We start from the raw sequence: 12,367 nt of genomic DNA, 5'->3' as shown, positions 1-12,367 counted from the left end.
CACCGCCGCCGCGAGCTGCGAGTGCAACGCCTCTCGATTCATGCCACCCAGAGCCGCAAGAGCTTCCATGCGAGCGGGTACCTCCGACGTCGAGTTCGCGTGCAACGTTCCGCCACTGCCCTCGTGGCCGGTGTTGAGCGCGGTGAGCAGATCGATGACCTCCGCACCGCGAACCTCACCGACGATGATGCGGTCGGGCCGCATTCGCAGCGCTTGGCGCACCAGTACCCGCACCGGGACCTCACCTCGCCCTTCGACATTCGACGTCCGTGCGACGAGACGGACCACGTGCGGATGTGCAGGCGAGAGCTCGAGCGCGTCTTCGACGCACAGCACACGATCGGCCGGATCCATTGCGCCGATCAGCGCGTTCAACAGCGTGGTCTTGCCCGAACCCGTGCCGCCGACGATGAGAAAGGCCAGGCGCGCGGCAACCATCGCCTCGAGCACGCCGACCAGTTCGTCGGGGATCGCACCCGAGGTGATCAGGCCCCGCATATCCATTCCCGCTGTACGCAACACTCGTAGCGATATGCAGGTGCCATCGGCCGCCAGAGGTGGGATGACAGCGTGAAGTCTCACTGTCAGTCCACGCCGACCCAGCGAGGTCAACTGGGCGTCGACCCACGGCTGTGCATCGTCGAGTCGCCTTCCCGCGCCGAGTGCCAACCGTGCGGCGAGTCGTCGGACGGCCGCATCGTCGTCGAACGTGACGTCCGTGGGTTCGAGACCGCTGCCACGGTCGACCCACACCCGCGTCGGCCCCACGACGAGCACGTCAGCGACGCCCGGTTCGGAGAGGAGTACTTCGAGTCGTCCGGCGCCGGTGAGTTCTGTCTGGAGATGGCGTAACGCTGCGAGCAGGTCGGTGTCGCCGAGTACTCCACCCGACTCGGCACGTATGGCTTCGGCGATCACCGCGGCAGTCGGCTCGGCCGACTCAGCCGCGAGCCGTTCACGCACGCGGTCGATCAGGGCTTCGTCGGAGGGCGCGGAACCGTCCTGAGGACGCAGTGGTCTCTGTGGCGCTGCGCTACTCACAGGCCCACCGCCCTGGCGTCAGCTAACCGGGCGTAAACCGACCGTGCTGCTCGACCCAGTGGGCTGCGCGGTGCCACCTGCATTCGACCGGCCTCGAGGCGGGCGGGCAATCGCGGATCAGGACGGATCGTCGCGATCAGCGGCACACCGACGGTATCGGCGACATGGGCCGCACGCAGTCCGCCGGGAGCGGGCCCTCGGATCACGAGTTCGACCCGTGCACACGTCGTCAACAATCGATCGATCAGCAGTCGGGCGGCCGCGGTACCCGCGACCGTCGGTGTCGTCACCACGACAACCAACTCGGCAGATTCGGCAACGGCACGGACCACGGGAGTGTCGGCGCGCGGGAGGTCGGCGATCACGAGGTCTCCGTGTGCGCGGCCCGCATCGACCGCGGCAAGCACTGTGCTCAGGGCAAGTGGTCGGGAGCCGTCACGTCGCCCCGTCACCACCGCGAGCATCTCGTTGTAGCGCGGTAGTGCGTTGCGGAGTGACTCACCGTTGACCGCACCATCGTCGAACGACAGATCCTGCCAGCGCAGGCCCTCCCGCCCTTCCAGTCCGAGCGTGAGGTCCAATCCCGCGCCGAGGTCGTCGATGTCGAGCAGCAACACGCGCTCGCCGCTGTCGACCGCGGCGAGGGCACTCGCGACAGCGAGCGTCGACGCACCGGCCCCTCCGTGGGCGGAGATGAATGCGAAGGCCCCGGCCTGCTGCGGTGCCGGCAACCGCAGTTCGGTCAGGATGCGGACGAGATGTGCTTCGTCGATCGGCAGAACGGCGGAGTCGACGGCGCCGAGGTCGAGCGCATCGCGCCAGGTGCGCGACGCGGGTTCTACGTCGGAGATGAGCACGACACCACCACGCCGGGGCAGTGGTCCTTCGGCGAGTACTGCGACCGCGGGCGGGTCGACCAGGACTGCTCGTGCTGTCAACCAGTCACGTCGGCAGTCGTGGGCGTCGCCCGAGACGATCCTGTACCCGGCCGCCGCCGCACATCGTGCGACGTCGTCGAGCAGAGGGTCTTCTACGAGGGAGAGCAGGTGGTCGGACATGCATGTCAGCATGTGCGGCGGGTACCGGCTCCGGATCTCGACGCGCTCACTGCGCCCGAATCTGTGGACATACCTGCCACTGTGGATAAACTTGCGTGACCGACAACGTATGCTTGTTCATCGTGATGGTCAGCACATTTTCCCACGCACCGCGCTTTGGTGTGGTGAATAGCGGCTTCAAAGGGGTAATCTCACAGAGTCGCCGCGCAGACACCCACGTCGGACGCGGAAGGCGCTGATCTGCAGAAGAAGTTGAAAAGACAAACGACCCCCAGACAGAGGACAACCCCGGCCAGGGGGGAGGGGGCCGGGGTTGTCGCGTTTCAGCCCCGGGGGGTCGGGCTGAAAGGCACCGGCTCAATCAAGAACCGGGTGATACCGACTATACACACTCCAACCGCAGGTGAGAACACTCATCGCGCGCATTTACGATATTTGGTCATGCGCTGGCGTCGCCAGTCCCCGAACTGCGACACACACCGCCCTGAACTGCGAAAACACTGAGTGCGCGAAGCGTTGCACACGACGCAGTTAAAGATGTCTAACCGGATGTCACCCGAGAATCGGGCTGATCGCGCGCCCCGGCGGGTCTCGCCGGCGTCGGTCATTGCTGTCGGATGTTCATTCGCGTCAACGGGAAGTCGCCTCACGAAGCTGCCCGACCACACGCGCGGGATGGTGCGCTACAGCCACGGGATGGTGCGCCACAGCCACGGGATGGTGCGCTACAGCGCACGGCCGGCCGATGGCGCACTACTGCGCAGACGTGTCGCCCACACCCCGGCGCACACCGCGTCGAATCCCATCCGCGTTGCAGTGCCGTCGATCAGTCTGATGAGAGGGCTTGATGTGACGTCGATCACGGTGTAGAACGTAAATCACGGAAACCTCGTCGAGCAAAGTTCGAGCCGGAAGAGAAGGACCGAACCCCCCGACGAGCACTCCCAGCACGGGCGGCAAGCACCCACGCGGAGCACGCCGCATTAGGCACAAGTGTTGTGCGCCTGCGACATCGCGGCTACGAGCAACAACTCCGACACCTGCAGCGCCACGCCTGGTCCGAGAGTTCGTCCGGCACCGACATCGACGGATGCCGTGAGCGGACCAGAGAGCAAGGGCAGCGCGACGAAGGAGACCTGTTCTCGCGGAAGCGATTCCTCGCCGAGGCGGTGACCACAACCCACCGCAGCACGCTTGGTAACTTGGGTCCGTGCTACGCGGGCGGCAACCTGTCGACAGACAGGTGGGCCGCCCGCAGTGCTGTCCGGGGTCGGGCCCTCGGACCCAATCACCACAACCGGATTCAACGCCTGAAATCGACTGCGGGGGAGTTCATCCCGCGCGAGCGGCGTCGGCGATCGACTTCGCCTCGGTCGCTCCCGCCACCATCGCCTCGCAGCAGAACACGATCCATGCGGCCAGTGCGGCCGGATCACCGGAGCCGAATGCCGTTGCCAACGAACGATATTCGTCGACCTTCTTGAACCACGTCACCTCGGGAACCCCGAGGTTGTGTGGATCCAGTCCACTCGACGTCGACGTCAGTCTCGATGCCGCACGGGCGACAACACCGCTGGCGCTACCGAATGCGTCGAGCGTCAACAGTTCGCCGTGGACCACTGCGGCCACCACCGGTGCAGGCGCCGACGTCGCGCCGGTGATCAACTGGCCGAGCAGGTCGAGCCGCGCCGCCACCTGCGCACCGGGCCGAGGCCGTCCGAGTAGTTCCGGGTCCTCGACCAGATCGCTGGCGGCGAGCACGTGCAACCGCGCGAATGCCTGCGCGGGCGCACGGCGGAACACCGAGGTCAACTGCTCGAGCGAATCACCGTCGAGCGCCTGGGCCACGCGCATCGCGCCGGCAAGGATCGGGTCGTCGAAGTCTCCGTCGCGCCTGAGTTCGACGCTCCCCCCGTCGATCGCCGCAGACGATCGACCCGCTCGCCACGACGCCTCCGTCGCGGTGTTGTTCCAGCCGCGCAGGTTCGCCGGATGCCGGTGCACGGCGCCGAGCGCATCGCGGGCACGATCGGCGGCCTCGCGCACGCCGGGCAACTCCACGAGCGGCGCGAGAGGATCGGTGGTCACAGGTCGCCACGGTAATCGATCACTCGCACGCGCCCTGCCGACCCCCATCCACGGGTTGGCGACGCACTGTCGGTGCACACTGCCCCACGACCGCTCGTCGCAGCGAACCGACACCTCGGCGCAGCCGCCCCCCGGGCCGGTGCAACGCCACCCCAACGTGACTACCCTCACTATGAGACCCCGGCCCGTCTCACCTCACGTCGGCAGGCCACACCGAACGCGTACCGAGAGCGAAAGGCACTGTTCAAAGATGTCCACCACTGCACAACCCACTGCCAAGGCATACCCGCCGTCGCCTGAGTTCGTCGCCCAGGCCAACGGCACGGCGGCGCTGTATGACCACGCCAACGCAGACCGTCTCGAATTCTGGGCGGAGCAGGGACGTCGACTGGACTGGGACACCGATTTCGACCAGGTCCTCGACTGGTCGGACGCGCCGTTCGCCAAGTGGTTCGTCGGCGGAAAGCTCAACGTCTCGGTGAACTGCGTCGACCGCCACGTCGCCGCGGGCAAGGGCGACCGCGTCGCGATCCACTGGGTCGGTGAACCGGGCGATTCGCGCGACATCACCTACAGCCAGCTCAAAGACGAGGTCTCCAAGGCAGCCAACTACTTCGCCTCGATCGGACTCGTCGCGGGCGACCGGGTCGCCATCTACATGCCGATGGTGCCCGAAGCGCTGATCTCCATGCTGGCGTGTGCGCGTCTCGGCCTGACCCACTCCGTGGTCTTCGCGGGCTTTTCGGCCGGTGCGTTGCGTTCTCGCGTCGACGACGCTGAAGCCAAACTCGTCATCACCACCGACGGCCAGTTCCGCCGCGGCAAGCCCGCACCTCTCAAAACCGCGGTCGACGAGGCACTCGGCACCGGCGACGACGCCGCGAAGTCCGTCGAGAAGGTCCTCGTCGTGCGCCGCACCAACCACGATCCCGATCTGAACTGGGTCGACGGCCGCGACGTGTGGTGGGAGGACACCGTCGACGAGTCGTCTGATCACCACGAACCCGAAGCCTTCGACGCCGAGCATCCGCTGTTCCTGCTCTACACCTCGGGCACCACCGGCAAGCCGAAGGGCATCGTCCATTCCTCCGGCGGATACCTCACCCAGGCCAGCTACACCTTCCACTACGTCTTCGACCACAAGGAAGGCCGCGACGTCTTCTGGTGCGGTGCAGACATCGGCTGGGTCACCGGGCACTCGTACCTCGTCTACGGGCCGCTCTCCAACGGCGCGACCGAGGTGGTCTACGAGGGCACCCCGAACTCGCCCAACGAACACCGCCACTTTGAGATCATCGAGAAATACGGCGTCACAACCTATTACATCGCCCCGACGCTCGTCCGCACCTTCATGAAGTGGGGACGCGAGATTCCCGACGCCCACGACCTGTCGTCGATTCGTCTGCTCGGTAGCGTCGGCGAACCGATCAACCCCGAAGCGTGGAAGTGGTTCCGCGAGGTCATCGGCGGCGACAAGGCGCCGATCGTCGACACCTGGTGGCAGACCGAAACCGGCGCGATCATGATCTCGCCGCTGCCCGGCGTCACCACGACCAAGCCCGGTTCGGCGATGGCTCCGCTGCCGGGCATCTCGGCGAACATCGTCGACGACAACGGCAAGCCCGTCGGTGCAGGCGAGCAGGGATACCTGGTCCTCGATCAGCCGTGGCCGTCGATGCTGCGCGGCATCTGGGGCGACGAGGAGCGTTACCGCGACACCTACTGGTCACGGTTCGCCGAGCAGGGCTGGTACTTCGCAGGCGACGGTGCGCGCTACGACGAGGACGGTGCGCTCTGGGTCCTCGGCCGAGTCGACGACGTCATGAACATCTCCGGCCACCGCATCTCGACCGCTGAGGTGGAATCGGCACTGGTCGGGCACTCCGGCGTCGCCGAAGCGGCGGTCATCGGTGCCGCGGACGAGACGACCGGCCAGGGCATCGTCGCCTTCGTGATCCTGCGCGAAGGTGTCGAGAACACCGGCGACGCACTGATCGCCGAACTCCGTGAGCAGGTCTCGGTCGAGATCTCCCCGATCGCCAAGCCGCGCGAGATCAACGTGGTTCCCGAACTGCCCAAGACCCGCTCGGGCAAGATCATGCGACGCCTGTTGAAGGATGTCGCCGAGGGCCGCGAACTCGGCGACACCTCGACGCTCGTGGATCCGTCGGTGTTCGAGGCGATCCGCAGCCGACGGGTCTGAGCGCACACCGAATACGACGACATCCCGACGGCTCGCCCGATTCCAGTCACTCTCCACAGCGCCCACCGGCAAAGGACCAGGTCGGCGCCGTCGGTGAGCAAGAAAATGAGTGGAAACGGGCGAGCCGCTTCCGTGGGATCGGCGATCACGGCGATTCCGGGCTTGACCCTGACACGATGACAGGGTTTTGACTGGATTCCGGAGGTGATCGCGATGACTCACACACTGATCGACGCATTGTCGGCGCCGGATTCGTCGACTCGGCTACGGGCCGCGCTCGCAGCGGGGACCGCACCCGCCACAACCGACACCACGGTGGTCGACGAGCTGGTCAGACGCAGCAGTGTCGAGCCCGACTTCTTCGTCCGCGACATGCTGACCTGGGCGATCACGAGGCAGGCGGCGGCACTCACCGTGCCACGCGTCGTCGCGGAGCTCGATTCCCCAGCGCCGCAAGCACGCAGTCAGGCGTTGCACACACTGTCCAAACTCGGCGATCGCGCCGTGTACCAGCGCGTCGCCGCGCTACTGCACGATCGGGACGACGAGGTCGCGCGGACCGCGTGGCGCACCGCCGTGACGTTGGTGTCCGAAGAGGGCGCGCCCGACCTCGCCGCGGAACTGGTCACCGAGCTGGGCCGTGGGGATCACGAGGTCCGGCGCAGCCTCAGCCGCGCCCTCGCCGAACTGGGAACCGCTGCGGAGGATGCGCTCGCAGTCGCGGCGTCGAGCAACTCCGAAGCCGTCCGCGTACATGCCCTAGCGACCAGACGGTTGCTGGCCGACCCTGACGCCGACTTCTCCGCCGCGGTCGAGCAGGCACGCAGGGCTGCGACACTTCAAGGCGCACCGATCGAGCACCCCGATGCTCATCGGTGAGGTGTCGCGGCGTTCGGGCGTGAGCGTCCGGATGCTGCGGCACTACGACCGACTGGGCCTGGTGAGCCCGACGACGCGCACGTCGGGCGGCTATCGCGACTACTCCCCCGACGACATCGCACGACTGTTCCGAGTCATCGGATTGCGCGCGCTCGGTGTGCCGCTGGCCAGCATGGCAGCGCTGTTGGACACACCGGAATCCACGGAGCCCACCGCGATGGTCGACGACCTCATCGATCAGACCCGCCGACGACTCTCGCGCGACACCGAGTTGCTCACCCTGCTGACCCGAATCGCCGACTCCGCACCCGCAGACTGGCTGGACGTGCTGCAAACGGTCCGGATCCTGCAGGACCTCGACTCCGGGTCGGCCACGCGCCGTCAACGCGCAGCACTGGCCGCGAGCGATGGTCGCCTCTCGGCGGAGGCGCTCGCGAAAGCCGTTCTGGCAGAGACGGATACCAATGTCGCGGGCGCTCTCCTCTGGGCCCTGGCCGACGCCGCCGACCCAGCAGCCGAGACGGCACTCGCCGCAGGCCTCGACTCACCGCAGCCCGAGGTGCGGCGCCGCTCGGTCGAGGCAATCGCGAAACTGCACACCGACTCCGCCGTCGAGGTGTTGCGGAGCGCGCTCACCGACGCCGACGTTGCGGTCCGCAACACCGCGGCTCTGGCTCTCGGAGCCCGAGGACACCTCGAGGTACTCGAACCACTCGTGACGATGATCGTCGAAGGCGCACACGACGTCGACGCCGCCGACATCCTCAGCGAGCTCGCGCAGACCGCGTCGGTGTCCGACTCGATCGCGACCCGACTCGGCCGACTCCTCGAGAACGGGAACCTCGAGTCATCGGCGCGCAGCAGGGTGGCCCAGGCGCTCGTGGAACTGCCAGGTCCGGTCGCAGCGAGCATTCTCGTCGCCCACGTCGACGACGTCGAGCCCGCCGTCGCCGCCCTTGCCACGCTGCGACAACGGCGTTCCGAGGCGGACGCCGGCACCCCGTGACCCCGGAGACTCATCCAACACACGCCACGTCGACGCGGCGGCGGGCACAACCGTTGCGAGCCGCGCATGGCAACATATGGCAGGAGAACCCAAAGACGGAGGATGCTGTGAGTGGAAACGAGTCCGGCCGGTCCGACTACCGCAACGCCGGGGGGAAGACACCGTCGATCCCGCTGAGTGATGCCGACCGCGACTCGTCTGGTGAAGCCAGCGTCGGCAGTCTGGTCAAGAACGCCACCGCGAGCGTGTCGACGCTCTTCCGGTCCGAGGTCGCTCTGGCCAAGGCCGAGTTGGTCGACGACGCGAAGAAGGCCGGCACCGGCACGGGGCTGCTGATCGTCGCGGGCGTGATGGCGCTCTACGCAAGTTTCTTCTTTTTCTTCTTCCTCGCCGAACTTCTCGACGAGTGGGTTCCGCGCTGGGCGGCATTCCTGATCGTGTTCGGCATCCTCGTTCTGATCACGCTCATCGCGGCGTTCGTCGGCTACGTGGTGTTCAAGAAGGTCCGCGGGCCGAAGAAGACCATCAACAGCGTCAAAGAAGTGCAGACGGTCCTGCCGGGTCGTCACGAGGCCGGTGCCGCACAGGACGGCAGCCATCCGGCGATACCCCCCGCGCGCGAGGCCTGACATTTGGCCGCGGCCCCCGACCCGTCCAGCGTCCGGTTCTCCGGGCCCTGGCGTCACCTCGACGTCCGCGCCAACGGCGTGCGGTTCCACGCGGTCGAGGTCGACGAGGGCGCCGCGCAGTCGGATCCCGACCGCCCGCTCGCGTTGCTGCTCCACGGTTTCGGAGAGTTCTGGTGGAGCTGGCGACACCAGCTCGTCGACCTCACCGAAGCCGGGTACCGCGCGGTCGCGGTGGATCTGCGCGGCTTCGGCGACAGCGACAAACCCCCGCGGGGATATGACGGCTGGACCCTCGCGGGCGATACGAACGGTCTGATCCGCGCACTGGGCCACACCCGCGCGACGCTCGTCGGCCACGCCGACGGCGGGCTGGGGTGCTGGGCAACAGCCACCCTGCACCCTCGAGCGGTGCGCGCAATCGCCGTCGTGTCCTCACCGCATCCTCGAGTGCTACGACGAGACGTCCTGCGTGACCCCGACCAACGGTCGTCGTTCCTCGGTAACTTCCTGAGCAATCAGGTGCCCCGCCTGGCGGAGCGTCGCCTGACGCGACGCAACGGCGCATTCGTCGCCGAGTACTTCGCCGAGCGCTCCGGACCGCTGTGGCGCGACACCGCCGACTACGCCGACACCGTGGACAAGAACAGATCGGCAATCCAGATACCGGGCGCCGCGCACTGCAGTCTCGAGTACCAGCGCTGGGTGTTCCGTTCGCAGTTCCGTCCGGATGGCGTCAGATTCATGGACCTCATGGAGAAGCGGTTGTCCATCCCCGTGCTCGCGATACGCGGCGTCGACGATCCGTACATCACCGACGAGTCGGTTGCTGCGAGCGCAGAGTGGGCGTCGGACTTCGACTACCGTCCCATCCCGGTCAGTGGCCACTTCGCCCACCAGGAACGTCCGGTGGAGGTGAGCAAATTGCTCGCCGATCTGCTGGCTGCACCAGGCGACAACTGACGCCGCCCCTGGCCTGTCACGAGTGCACGCACTCCCCGGTGCTCACACGAGCGGTGCGCTGCTCCGACGCGTCGAGGTCGGACTTCACCTGCTTGGCGGTGAGGACGAAGCCTGTGTCATCCGCGGTGTCCTCCGCGGCGCCGAACACGACGCCGAGCACGTCGCCGTCCGAGTTGATCATCGGCCCACCGGAATTACCCTGCCGGATGGAGCCACGCACCGTGTACACCTCACGCAGCACCTGGCTTGTCCGGTAGATGTCGGGTCCCGAGAGGTTGATGGTTTCGCGCACGCGCACCGCGGTGGCGTTGAACGGCCCGGCTTCGGGATAGCCGAGCACGATGGCGTCCGTGCCCGGTTTCGCTGACGAATCGTCGAACTGCAGGGCACTCGCGCGAAGTCCGGGGACGTCGAGTACCGCGATGTCGTTGCGGCTGTCGAACAGGACCACTCTGGCGGTGAGCGAGTCGCCCGCCTGGGTCTCGACCTTCAGTCGACGCGTACCGGCGACCACGTGGGCATTGGTCATCACCCGTTCGGGCGAGACGACGAAACCGCTGCCCTCCAACGCCTGCTGACAGCTCGGGGCGACACCCTCGATCTTCACGACACTCGGCTGCGCCTGCGACACCGCGGGCGAATTCACGAGCGTCACATCGGGAGGATCGACGCTGGCGACCGGGGTTTGCACGAACGGACCGATCACCTCGGGAAGCCCCGAGTCGTCGAGCATCGGGCCGAGTTCTCGCGTCGGGAAGTCGCGCAGCCACGTCGGTGCAATCGAGTCGACGCCGCCCAGGATGGTGGATCCACGCACGGCACTGGCGATCTCGGGTGACGACGACCGACCCAGCGGGATCGCCAGCAGCCACGCCGCGACCAACACCGCGATCACCTGCAGCATCAGCCCGATCACGCTGTCGACGTGTCGCAGTGCCGTCGACCTGATGCCGCCGCGCGCTGCTCGTCCGAGCACCATTCCCGACGTCTCGCCGACGATGACCAGCACCACGAGCAGTGCGACTCCGACGACCAGCCGCATCCCGTGATCGTCGATGCGGGAAAGCACATGTGGCGCAATCAGAATGCCGGCGATCGCGCCGAGGATCACGCCGACGACGGCCAGCCCCGAAGCCACCGCACCTTGACGCCAGCCGCTCAGCGCAGCCAACAACGCGATCGCGATGACGATGACGTCGACCCACGTCGACCCGCTCACCGTGAGGTGTCCTCGGAGGTCTTCGCACCCCGACCGTCGTCACCGGCACGCGACTCGTCACGCACCGTGGGGAAGCCGCTGAGTTGCTGCGACCCCGCTCGCTCGATCATCTCCTCCAGCGGCCGGATGTCGTTGTGGTCGCACCCGACATCCCACCCCGACGCGTCGCTGACCGCCGCGATGAGTCCACCGGTGAAACCCCACACCAGCAACCCGTCGACGAAGAACGCGGGACCGCGGTAGGCACGGGCCCCGAGCACCGAGCGCTGTACCTGGAAGCGGTTCTCCGGTGCCAACATCTCCCGCAGGTTCACGCGAGCCACACGCGACGTCTCCGCACGGTCGACGACGCCGACCGGTCCGGGCTCTCGCCAGTGCGCGACGACGGGTATCACCTCGAAGTTCGACACCGGCACGGGAAAGCTCGGCAAATTGGCCAGCACGTCGACGCCCCGCGGGTCGAGTCCGGTCTCCTCCGTCGCCTCCCGCAACGCGGTGCCGACGGGGTAGTCGTCGCCCGGATCGAACGAGCCGCCGGGGAAAGCCACCTGCCCGCTGTGCTGACGCAGCGTCGGCGCACGCTCGGTGAGCAATACCTCGGCGTCTGCCGGCAGTCCACCGGGGTAATCGGGGTCGGCATCCCACGAGCCGGAGAACAGGATCAGCACCGACGCCGCACGGCGGTCACGACGCAGCATCGACGCCCACCGTGTGCGATCGCCGCCGCGGCCGAGGACGCTGTCGGTCACGGCCGTCACGTTGCCGGTGAGCTGCCGTAGCCACGGCGGAACCTGCTCGGTGTCGACGAGTTGCCCCACATGAGGTTCCCGCGCGGGATGATCGGTATGGGTCACGTGGCAACACCGGTGGCGTCGCGCACGGCATCGGCGACCTCGTCGGCGCTGCCGAACTCTTTCGGGAGGGTCGTGGCGATGGTGCCGTCCGGCCGGATCAGGATGGTCGACGGAAAGACCCTCGGCGCCCGCAACGCGGCGGCGACCTTGCCGTCGACGTCGAGGACCGTCGGGAGATGGACGCCGATCTCGCGCAGGAACGTCAGGACCGCGTACGGATTGCCCGCCCCCTGTTCGGCATGCACGGTGAGCACGTAACCCGATCGCCTGCGCGTTGCGCGTACTCAGCGAGAACCGGGAGTTCACGGCGGCACGGCAGACACCACACCGCCCACATGTTGACCAACACGGGTTTGCCCGCGGTTCCGGCGCCGAGATCGTAGGCGCTCCCGTCCGACAGACATGGAGCAACGACTCCTGCGAGCGCCGC

General features: G+C 67.3%; 11 protein-coding genes and 1 pseudogene. 6 read left to right on the top strand and 6 right to left on the bottom strand.

Annotation, left to right across the window (positions count from 1 at the left end):
• A partial coding sequence (locus GOOTI_RS05380; RefSeq protein WP_007237558.1) for a TadA family conjugal transfer-associated ATPase occupies positions 1 to 1,041 on the bottom strand: 1,041 nt, incomplete at its 3' end.
• Positions 1,038 to 2,099, bottom strand: coding sequence for a septum site-determining protein Ssd (gene ssd / locus GOOTI_RS05375; RefSeq protein WP_039993504.1), 1,062 nt, complete (start codon positions 2,097 to 2,099; stop codon positions 1,038 to 1,040). The genes ssd and GOOTI_RS05380, both read right to left, overlap by 4 nt.
• Before the next feature lie 675 nt (positions 2,100 to 2,774).
• Here ssd and GOOTI_RS25640 point away from each other — a divergent pair.
• Entirely contained in the window at positions 2,775 to 2,969 is a 195-nt protein-coding gene (locus GOOTI_RS25640) for a hypothetical protein (protein WP_138985175.1), read from the top strand.
• 462 nt (positions 2,970 to 3,431) lie between these two features.
• On the opposite strand, the gene GOOTI_RS05360 is transcribed toward GOOTI_RS25640, so the two are convergent.
• Positions 3,432 to 4,187 carry a hypothetical protein gene (locus tag GOOTI_RS05360; RefSeq protein ID WP_007237555.1) on the bottom strand — a complete coding sequence of 252 codons (756 nt, stop codon included), beginning with the start codon at positions 4,185 to 4,187 and terminating at the stop codon, positions 3,432 to 3,434.
• Positions 4,188 to 4,437: 250 nt separating this feature from the next.
• On the opposite strand from GOOTI_RS05360, the gene acs reads away from it, so the two are divergent.
• The 5 genes from acs to GOOTI_RS05335 all read left to right on the top strand — a co-directional run bounded on the left by acs (position 4,438) and on the right by GOOTI_RS05335 (position 9,864).
• Positions 4,438 to 6,390: an acetate--CoA ligase gene (gene acs / locus GOOTI_RS05355; RefSeq protein ID WP_007237554.1), complete on the top strand. Its 1,953-nt coding sequence runs from the start codon at positions 4,438 to 4,440 to the stop codon at positions 6,388 to 6,390.
• Between the two features lie 213 nt (positions 6,391 to 6,603).
• Positions 6,604 to 7,269: a HEAT repeat domain-containing protein gene (locus GOOTI_RS05350; protein WP_007237553.1), complete on the top strand. Its 666-nt coding sequence runs from the start codon at positions 6,604 to 6,606 to the stop codon at positions 7,267 to 7,269.
• On the top strand, positions 7,256 to 8,275 hold the full coding sequence (locus tag GOOTI_RS05345) for a HEAT repeat domain-containing protein (protein WP_007237552.1): 1,020 nt from the start codon (positions 7,256 to 7,258) through the stop codon (positions 8,273 to 8,275). Before GOOTI_RS05350 ends, GOOTI_RS05345 begins: the two co-directional genes overlap by 14 nt.
• A gap of 107 nt (positions 8,276 to 8,382) precedes the next feature.
• The gene (locus GOOTI_RS05340; RefSeq protein ID WP_007237551.1) at positions 8,383 to 8,904 is read left to right on the top strand and encodes a phage holin family protein; all 522 of its coding nucleotides are present in this window, start codon (positions 8,383 to 8,385) and stop codon (positions 8,902 to 8,904) included.
• 3 nt (positions 8,905 to 8,907) lie between these two features.
• Positions 8,908 to 9,864 (top strand): alpha/beta fold hydrolase, encoded by a 957-nt coding sequence (locus GOOTI_RS05335; RefSeq protein WP_007237550.1) that lies wholly within the window; start codon positions 8,908 to 8,910, stop codon positions 9,862 to 9,864.
• Positions 9,865 to 9,880: 16 nt separating this feature from the next.
• Here the strand turns inward: GOOTI_RS05335 and GOOTI_RS05330 are convergent, their stop codons facing one another.
• The 3 genes and pseudogenes from GOOTI_RS05330 to GOOTI_RS05320 all read right to left on the bottom strand — a co-directional run.
• Positions 9,881 to 11,083: a MarP family serine protease gene (locus tag GOOTI_RS05330; RefSeq protein WP_007237549.1), complete on the bottom strand. Its 1,203-nt coding sequence runs from the start codon at positions 11,081 to 11,083 to the stop codon at positions 9,881 to 9,883.
• Positions 11,080 to 11,937, bottom strand: a complete 858-nt coding sequence (locus tag GOOTI_RS05325; protein ID WP_007237548.1) for an NUDIX hydrolase — start codon at positions 11,935 to 11,937, stop codon at positions 11,080 to 11,082. Before GOOTI_RS05325 ends, GOOTI_RS05330 begins: the two co-directional genes overlap by 4 nt.
• Positions 11,934 to 12,367, bottom strand: a pseudogene (locus GOOTI_RS05320) (TlpA family protein disulfide reductase); the annotation flags it as partial. The pseudogene GOOTI_RS05320 and the gene GOOTI_RS05325, both read right to left, overlap by 4 nt.

It is taken from the genome of Gordonia otitidis NBRC 100426 (assembly GCF_000248075.1).
GTDB lineage: Bacteria > Actinomycetota > Actinomycetes > Mycobacteriales > Mycobacteriaceae > Gordonia > Gordonia otitidis.
The sequence above is the reverse complement of the archived record's forward strand: the minus strand, read 5'-3'. Positions and strand labels throughout refer to the sequence as shown.

Coding starts and splice junctions, on each gene's coding strand:
- GOOTI_RS05345 (WP_007237552.1), top strand. CDS start 7,256: ATGCTCATCGGTGAGGTGTCGCGGCGTTCGGGCGTGAGCGTCCGGATG.
- GOOTI_RS05350 (WP_007237553.1), top strand. CDS start 6,604: ATGACTCACACACTGATCGACGCATTGTCGGCGCCGGATTCGTCGACT.
- GOOTI_RS25640 (WP_138985175.1), top strand. CDS start 2,775: ATGGTGCGCTACAGCCACGGGATGGTGCGCCACAGCCACGGGATGGTG.
- acs (WP_007237554.1), top strand. CDS start 4,438: ATGTCCACCACTGCACAACCCACTGCCAAGGCATACCCGCCGTCGCCT.
- ssd (WP_039993504.1), bottom strand. CDS start 2,099: ATGTCCGACCACCTGCTCTCCCTCGTAGAAGACCCTCTGCTCGACGAC.